We start from the raw sequence: 8,349 nt of genomic DNA on the forward strand, positions 1-8,349 counted from the left end.
GACCCGGAGTGTCCGGGGGGAAACCGCCCGTGCAGCGGCGGGCCCGGGGACGGGAGCGGGCCGCGCACGGGCTGGCGGAACCGGTACGGGGGGCGACTACCCTTGCCCTTCTGGCCCCTGCACCCCTCCACGGAACGCGAGATCCATGACCGTCAACGGCGCTGAAGACGTCCTGCTTGTCCACGGCGGAACCCCGCTGGAGGGGGAGATCCGCGTCCGCGGTGCGAAGAACCTCGTACCGAAGGCCATGGTCGCCGCCCTGCTGGGCAGTGAGCCCAGCAGGCTGGGCAACGTTCCGGACATCCGTGACGTGCGGGTCGTCCGCGGACTGCTCCAGCTGCACGGGGTGACGGTCCGCCCCGGCGACGAGCCCGGCGAACTGGTGCTCGACCCCACGCACGTGGAGAGCGCCAACGTCGCCGACATCGATGCCCACGCGGGCTCGTCGCGCATCCCGATCCTGTTCTGCGGCCCGCTGCTGCACCGGCTGGGGCACGCCTTCATCCCGGGCCTGGGCGGCTGCGACATCGGCGGCCGGCCGATCGACTTCCACTTCGACGTGCTGCGCCAGTTCGGCGCGACGATCGAGAAGCGGGCGGACGGCCAGTACCTGGAGGCCCCGCAGCGGCTGCGCGGCACGAAGATCAAGCTGCCGTACCCGTCCGTCGGCACGACGGAGCAGGTGCTGCTGACGGCGGTCCTCGCGGAGGGCGTCACCGAGCTGTCCAACGCGGCGGTGGAGCCGGAGATCGAGGACCTGATCTGCGTCCTGCAGAAAATGGGCGCGATCATCGCGATGGACACCGACCGGACCATCCGCATCACCGGTGTGGACAAGCTCGGCGGCTACAACCACCGCGCCCTCCCCGACCGCCTGGAGGCCGCCTCCTGGGCGTCCGCGGCGCTGGCCACCGAGGGCAACATCTACGTCCGCGGCGCCCAGCAGCGCTCGATGATGACGTTCCTGAACACCTACCGGAAGGTGGGCGGCGCCTTCGAGATCGACGACCAGGGCATCCGGTTCTGGCACCCGGGCGGCCAGCTCAAGTCGATCGCCCTGGAGACGGACGTCCACCCGGGCTTCCAGACCGACTGGCAGCAGCCGCTGGTGGTCGCTCTGACCCAGGCGACGGGGCTGTCGATCGTCCACGAGACGGTCTACGAGTCCCGCCTCGGCTTCACCTCGGCGCTCAACCAGATGGGTGCGCACATCCAGCTCTACCGCGAGTGCCTGGGCGGCTCCCACTGCCGCTTCGGCCAGCGCAACTTCCTCCATTCGGCCGTCGTCTCGGGCCCGACCCGGCTCCAGGGCGCCGACCTGGTCATCCCCGACCTGCGCGGCGGCTTCTCCTACCTGATCGCCGCCCTCGCCGCCCAGGGCACGTCCCGCGTCCACGGCATCGGCCTGATCAACCGCGGCTACGAGAACTTCATGGACAAGCTGGTGGAGCTGGGGGCGAAGGTCGAGCTTCCCGGCAAGGCGCTCGGCTGACGGCGGGCGGGGCGCCCGGCTGACGGCCGGGACCCGGCGGCCGTGCCGCCGGCCCCGGCCGGGGTCCGGGGCCCGTCCCCCGGGCGGACACGGCGCGGCGCCGGACTGGCCGGAAAAGGGCTTGCCAAAGGGGCGGCCACCCGATCGGTGGCCGCCCCTTTGGCGTCACTATGCGCCGTACGCCGTCCCGGGACGTACGAACGGCAGGATCACTTGCCCTTGGCGGCTTCCTTGAGCTTCGAGCCCGCGGAGACCTTCACGCTGTAGCCGGCCGGGATCTGGATCGGCTCGCCGGTCTGCGGGTTGCGCGCGGTGCGAGCGGCACGGTGGGTGCGCTCGAAGGTCAGGAAACCGGGAATGGTGACCTTCTCGTCCCCCTTGGAGACGATGTCGCCGACGATGTCGGCGAACGCGGCCAGCACGGCGTCGGCGTCCTTGCGGGTCACCTCGGCGCGGTCGGCCAGCGCGGCCACCAGCTCACTGCGGTTCATGTTGTTACTCCCGTGTTCTTCTTGCCGTTGAGGCGTGCCACGCGGCGGGGCCGCACTTGGGGCACGGCCAAGCCGATGCTGCCGGGGGCCTCGGTGAGTCCCCCGGACCCGGGTACTTACACGGGCCCGCACGCCCCTGGAGGTGCTGCCCCCTGAACGTGGTCCCGGTGGAGCATCCTGCCTCTACCTGCGGCGGTAACGCCAATCCGGCACCCGCAGGAGCCGCGATACCGCCCGTGAAGTCACCCGGGGGAGTCACCCGGGAGGCGCGCACGGCCCGACCGACGGTGACGCTGCGTCCGCTGTCGGCAGCGGACCGCGGATACCGGGGGTCCGAGTCACGGCCGCTACCCTAAAGGGCGGCCGCGTGTCACGGGTTCCACGACGCGCCGACCCCACACCTACCGTGTTGATGGTCACAGGGCCGCGGCGGCCTCCGGGGCCTTTTCTAGACGGCCGGAACCGAGGCCTCCGTGTTCTTCGCGGCCTCCCGCACGGCGCCGGCGACCGCGCCCGCGACCTTGTCGTTGAACACGCTCGGGATGATGTAGTTCGGGTTCAGCTCGTCCTCGGTGACCACGTCGGCCAGGGCCTGCGCGGCGGCGAGCATCATCTCGGTGTTGACGGTGCGGGACTGGGCGTCCAGCAGGCCGCGGAACACGCCCGGGAACACCAGCACGTTGTTGATCTGGTTCGGGAAGTCGGAGCGGCCGGTGGCCACCACGGCCGCGGTCTCGCGGGCGACGCCCGGGTCCACCTCGGGGTCGGGGTTCGCGAGCGCGAAGACGATCGCGCCGTCGGCCATCGCGGCGACGTCGGCGCCGTCGAGGACGTTCGGGGCGGAGACGCCGATGAAGACGTCCGCGCCGCGCACGGCCTCCTTCAGCGTGCCGGTCAGGTTCTCCGGGTTGGTGTGGGCGGCGATCCAGCACAGGGGGGAGTCGGCGGGGGTGTCCACCAGGTCCTCGCGGCCCGCGTGCACCACTCCGTGGATGTCGGCCACCACGGCGTTCTTCACCCCGGCCGCGATGAGCAGCTTGAGGATGGCCGTGCCGGCCGCGCCGGCGCCGGACATGACGACCCGGATGTTCTCGATCGCCTTGCCGGTGACCCGCAGCGCGTTGGTCAGGGAGGCGAGGACGACGATCGCGGTGCCGTGCTGGTCGTCGTGGAAGACGGGGATGTCGAGGGCCTCGCGCAGCCGGGCCTCGATCTCGAAGCAGCGCGGCGCGGAGATGTCCTCCAGGTTGATGCCGGCGAAGCCCGGGGCGATCGCCTTGACGATCTCGACGATCGCGTCGGTGTCCTGCGTGTCGAGGCAGAGCGGCCAGGCGTCGATGCCGGCGAACCGCTTGAACAGGGCGGCTTTGCCCTCCATCACGGGCAGGGCCGCCTTCGGGCCGATGTTCCCCAGGCCCAGCACGGCGGATCCGTCCGTCACGACCGCAACGGAGTTGCGCTTGATGGTGAGGCGGCGGGCGTCCTCGGGGTTCTCGGCGATGGCCATGCAGACGCGGGCCACGCCCGGCGTGTAGACCATGGAGAGGTCGTCACGGTTGCGGATGGGGTGCTTGGACGCCATCTCGATCTTGCCGCCGAGGTGCATCAGGAACGTACGGTCCGAGACCTTGCCCAGGCTGACGCCCTCGATCCCGCGGAGCTTCTCCACGATCTCCTCGGCGTGGCCGGTGGAGGTGGCCGCGATGGTGACGTCTATGCGGAGCTTCTCGTGGCCGGACGCCGTGACGTCGAGGCCGGTGACCGTGCCGCCGGAGGATTCCACGGCGGTGGTGAGCTGAGAGACGGAGGTTCCGCTCGCCGGCACCTCCAGCCGGATGGTCATCGAGTAGGAGACGCTGGGCGCCGTTGCCATGGCCGACTTCCTCTGCTTTCACCGTGTAGCTGCTTTGTGCCGTCCGATCGTCGCACCTACCGCCGAGTACGTGGTAGCCGCATCCGATTGCGAACGTTTTGGTCACGGCGAAAGCGGGTAACTGCGGAAACCGCCGGAAAGACTGTTCCACCATACGAGAAGTAGAGGGCCGCACGTAAGTCAATGCGAGAGGCCCACATCACCCGGAAGTGATGTGGGCCTCTCGGTTGTTCAGTGACACCGGCCCGCCATGCTCGCCTCGCGGCAAGTGGTCGCTCGTAGCGACGAAGGTTGGGCCCGGGGGCTTGGATCGGGCCGGTGTCACTTGCCAGGCTAACAAACGGATGGCGCGGAACCATTCCCGCGGGCGGGTCATTTCCCGCCGGACGCCGACGGACACCGACGGACGCCGCCGGACACCGCCGGAGGCCGGGGCCGCGGGCCGTCAGTCCCGCAGCAGGTCCGGGACGCCGGCCGCGTCCGGCTCGTCGCGTTCGGCGGAGACGACGGTCAGCTGCTGGGTGGCGCGGGTCAGGGCGACGTACAGGACGCGCAGGCCGGCCGGGGACTCGTCGGCGATCTCGGCCGGGGAGACCACGATCGTCGCGTCGTACTCCAGGCCCTTGGCCTCCAGGCTGCCGAGGGCCACGGCACGGTCGCCGAGCCCGTCCAGCCAGCGCCGCGCCTCCTCGCGGCGCTGCATGGCGACGACCACGCCGACCGTGCCGTCCACCCGCTCCAGCAGCCGGGCCGTCTCCGCGCGCACGGTCTCGGCGAGCGACCCGCCCGGGCCGGCCCCCTCGCCGGCGCCGTTCTCCCGCACCGGCACCCGGCCCTGCCCCTGCTGCTGGAGCCGGCCCGGTTCCCCGCCCGTGGTCACGAAGCGCGGTTCGACGCCGGTGGAGCGCACCGCCCTCGGCGCCACGGAGCCCGGCATGGCGAGCGCGAGCACCTTGGCGGCGAGGTGGGCGATCTCGGCCGGGTTGCGGTAGTTCACGGTGAGCTCGAAGCGGCGGCGGGGCCTGCTGCCGAGGGCCTCGTCGCGGGCCTGGGCGGCCTCGTCGGGGTCGGACCAGGACGACTGGGCGGGGTCGCCGACGACCGTCCAGGTGGCGTGCCGGCCGCGCCGGCCGATCATGCGCCACTGCATGGGGGTGAGGTCCTGGGCCTCGTCGACGATGACGTGGGCGTACTCGGTGCGTTCCTGGGCGAGGCGTTCGGCCCGCTCGCGCTGCGACTCCTCGCGCACCGGCATCAGCTCCTCCAGGCCGGTGAGCTGGTCCAGCGGGTCGAGTTCCCGCCTGCGCCGGGGGCGGGCGGGGGCGCCGAGGACGGCCTGGAGCTCGTCGAGCAGCGCGATGTCGTGCACCGACCGGCCGTCCCGCCGCAGCGAGCGGGCGACCTTGCGGACCTCGCCCGGGTTGAGGACGCGCCGGGCCCAGCGGCCGAGGCGCCGCTCGTCGGCCATGGCGTCCAGCACGGCGGCCGGGGTCAGCTCGGGCCACCAGGCGTCGAAGAAGGCGAGGAAGTCGTCCTCGGTGGTGATGTCGTCGTCGAAGGAGGAGCGCAGTTCGGCGGCCAGCTCGGGGTCGGTGTGCCGAGTGCCCGCGCCGGAGCGCTCCCACAGGGCGTCCAGGAGCAGTCTGCGGGCGCGGGGGCGCAGCAGGTTCACCGGGGCGGTGCCGCCGAGGGCGGTGTGGCGGACGGCCGCCAGTTCCCCGGCGTCCAGTTCGAGCCGCCGGCCGAAGGCGACGACGCGCAGCCGGGTCGGCGTTCCGGTGCTCTCCAGGGCGCCGCGCGCGGCCTTCCGGATCACCTTGAGCATGCGGGAGGAGCCCTTGGCGCGGGCCACCGCCGGGGCGTCGTACAGGGTGGCCTCGGCGCCGTCGACCAGGGAGCCGATGGCGCGGATGGCGACCTGGCCCTCCTCGCCGAGGGAGGGCAGGACGCCCTCGGTGTAGGCGACCAGGAGCGGGGTGGGCGAGACGATCAGGATGCCGCCCGCGTAGCGGCGCCGGTCCTGGTAGAGCAGGTAGGCCGCGCGGTGCAGGGCGACGGCGGTCTTGCCGGTGCCGGGGCCGCCCTCGACGTAGGTCACGGAGGCGGCGGGGGCGCGGATCACCAGGTCCTGTTCGGCCTGGATGGAGGCGACGATGTCCCGCATGCTGTGCGTCCGGGCCTGGCCGAGCGCGGCCATCAGCGCGCCGTCGCCGATGACGGGCAGCTCGCGGCCGTCCAGGAAGGCCGTCAGCTCGGGGCGCATCAGGTCGTCCTCGACACCGAGGACCCTGCGGCCCTTGGAGCGGATGACCCGGCGCCGCACCACCCGGCCCGGGTCGACCGGGGTGGACCGGTAGAACGGGGCGGCGGCGGGCGCCCGCCAGTCGATGACCAGCGGGCTGTACTCGGCGTCGAGGACGCCGATGCGGCCGATGTGCAGCGTCTCGGCGATGTCGGCGGTGTGGTCGGGGCGGACGGCGCCCTCGGCGGGCTCGACGGCGGTGTAGGCGCCGTCGGGTCCCTTCTTGCCGTCCTTGCCGGGGAGCAGGTCGATCCGGCCGAAGAGGAAGTCCTCGAACTCGTTGTTCAGCCGGTTGAGGTGGACGCCGGCCCGGAAGACCTGGGCGTCCCGTTCGGCGAGTGCGCCCGGCGTGCCGACCTGGCCGCGCCGGGCAGCGTCGTGCATGAGGAACTCGGCCTCGTGGATCTTTTCCTCGAGCCGTCGGTACACCCGGTCGAGGTGTTCCTGTTCGCCGCTGATCTCCCGGTCGCGAACGGAATCGTGAACCGGATCGACCGCGGTTTCCTGCTGAGCCTGAGCGGCCACCGGGCCCCCTTCTGACGTGCTGGGCAGCCGTCAACCGTACGCGAAGGGGGCCCGCCCGGGCTACGCGTCGATTTCGACGAGCTTCTCGCCGTCGAACGTCACGATCTCGTAGCCGTCGATCTGGTCGGGGTCGAACGAGGCGCCGCCCTGGACGTGGAGCGGCTGCTTGGCCTTGTCCGTCGTGGCGTCCGGCAGGCCGTAGCCCCACTCCGGGACGGTCCAGGAGGTCGCGGTCTCCCGCTCGCCGTTCTTGCCGATGACGATCAGGGCGCACTTCTCGGGGCCCTTGACGTTGGTGATCCGCGCGGCCAGGCCGGTGCCCCAGTCCTTCTCCTGGAACGCCACGGTCACGGAGACCCTGGTGCCCGGGTCGGTGGCCGTGAGCTTGTCGGGGATCTGCTCGAAGACGTCCTTGGCCGGGTCGGCGGAGAGGGTGCGGTTGGTGCCGCCCCCGCCGCCGTCGCCTCCGTCGCCCCCGCCGTTCGCCGCGACGGCGACGAAGGGGCCGCTGACGATCAGGGCGCCCGCGGCGGCGACCATGTAGAAGTTGCGGCGGCGCTTCTTGGCGCGCCGCTCGGCGACCTCGTCGACCAGCTTCTCCACCACGCGCGGCGCCGGCTTGGCCGACAGCGACTCGCCGAGCGACGGTGTGCCGGTGCCGGGCAGGTCCGCGAGGGCGGCCAGCATCGGTTCCATCCCGGCGAGTTCGTCGAGCTGCTGGGCGCACCATTCGCAGCCGGCGAGGTGCGATTCGAACGCCGTCGCCTCGGCATCGTCGAGGATGCCGAGGGCGTAGGCACCGACGGTCTCATGCTCGTTCGGCACCGGTGATCCCTGCATGGCACCAGACATACCCGTACCGCCCGCTCCGAATCCCCCGTACACGCTCATCACGCCGTCACCCCCCGCTCCTCCAGTGCCAGCTTCATCGAACGCAGGGCGTAGAACACCCTGGAGCGCACCGTGCCGCTGGGTATCCCGAGGGTCTCGGCCGCCTCGTTCACGGTACGTCCCTTGAAGTACGTCTCGACGAGGACCTCCCGGTGGGCAGGGGTCAGGTCGTCGAGTGCGTCCGACAGCGTCATCAGCCACAGCGCCTTGTCGATCTCGTCCTCCGCGGGGATGACCTCCAGCGGCGACGGATCGACCTCCTGCGGCCGGGCCTGCCGGCTGCGGTGGCCGTCGATGACGATGCGCCGGGCGACCGTCACCAGCCAGGGGCGTACCGATCCGGTCGCCCGGTTGAGCTGACCGGCGTTCTTCCAGGCCCGGATGAGCGTTTCCTGCACGACGTCCTCGGCCCGCTGCCGGTCGCCGGCGACCAGCCGGAGGACGTAGGCGAGCAAGGGCCCTGCGTGCTCCCGATACAGAGCACGCATCAGCTCCTCGTCGGGTTCGTTGGACGAGGACGGGGACATGCGATGTCGGGCCCTCGCTCCACGTTCATTGGCCACGGCCGCATCCTTGCGCACGCCCACCTCCGGTGTCCCGGGGATCCCCCCCGTCGGTCGCTCGACATCGGGTACGGGCGTGGTGCGCGGGGTGTTCAACGCGAGGTGAGAGTTTCTCGGAGGTCGGGACGGAGACCGGGACATGGGAGCACATTCCCCCCTCTTCTCCTTCACGTTTCCCCCACAGCGCGAGGGCGGCCGGGCTGCCCGCACCG

Annotated in this window: 6 protein-coding genes; 1 reads left to right on the top strand and 5 read right to left on the bottom strand. The window is 71.8% G+C overall.

Going from position 1 to position 8,349, the window contains the following annotated elements; translation table 11 throughout:
- Positions 1 to 145 precede the first annotated feature (145 nt).
- Entirely contained in the window at positions 146 to 1,492 is a 1,347-nt protein-coding gene (gene murA / locus AOK18_RS10405; RefSeq protein WP_055571522.1) for a UDP-N-acetylglucosamine 1-carboxyvinyltransferase, read from the top strand.
- A 209-nt stretch (positions 1,493 to 1,701) separates the two neighbouring features.
- On the opposite strand, the gene AOK18_RS10410 is transcribed toward murA, so the two are convergent.
- The 5 genes from AOK18_RS10410 to AOK18_RS10430 form a co-directional block, all read right to left on the bottom strand.
- Positions 1,702 to 1,983 carry an HU family DNA-binding protein gene (locus AOK18_RS10410; RefSeq protein WP_042173245.1) on the bottom strand — a complete coding sequence of 94 codons (282 nt, stop codon included), beginning with the start codon at positions 1,981 to 1,983 and terminating at the stop codon, positions 1,702 to 1,704.
- Between the two features lie 448 nt (positions 1,984 to 2,431).
- Entirely contained in the window at positions 2,432 to 3,856 is a 1,425-nt protein-coding gene (locus AOK18_RS10415; protein ID WP_055571521.1) for an NAD-dependent malic enzyme, read from the bottom strand.
- A 445-nt stretch (positions 3,857 to 4,301) separates the two neighbouring features.
- Positions 4,302 to 6,683 carry a HelD family protein gene (locus AOK18_RS10420; RefSeq protein WP_055571520.1) on the bottom strand — a complete coding sequence of 794 codons (2,382 nt, stop codon included), beginning with the start codon at positions 6,681 to 6,683 and terminating at the stop codon, positions 4,302 to 4,304.
- A gap of 60 nt (positions 6,684 to 6,743) precedes the next feature.
- The gene (locus AOK18_RS10425) at positions 6,744 to 7,508 is read right to left on the bottom strand and encodes an anti-sigma factor (protein WP_095533937.1); all 765 of its coding nucleotides are present in this window, start codon (positions 7,506 to 7,508) and stop codon (positions 6,744 to 6,746) included.
- 65 nt (positions 7,509 to 7,573) lie between these two features.
- On the bottom strand, positions 7,574 to 8,161 hold the full coding sequence (locus AOK18_RS10430) for a sigma-70 family RNA polymerase sigma factor (protein WP_074993260.1): 588 nt from the start codon (positions 8,159 to 8,161) through the stop codon (positions 7,574 to 7,576).
- Positions 8,162 to 8,349 lie beyond the last annotated feature (188 nt).

Origin of the sequence: Streptomyces prasinopilosus (genome assembly GCF_001419695.1) — a bacterium.
In the GTDB taxonomy this organism is placed as follows: Bacteria; Actinomycetota; Actinomycetes; order Streptomycetales; family Streptomycetaceae; genus Streptomyces; species Streptomyces prasinopilosus.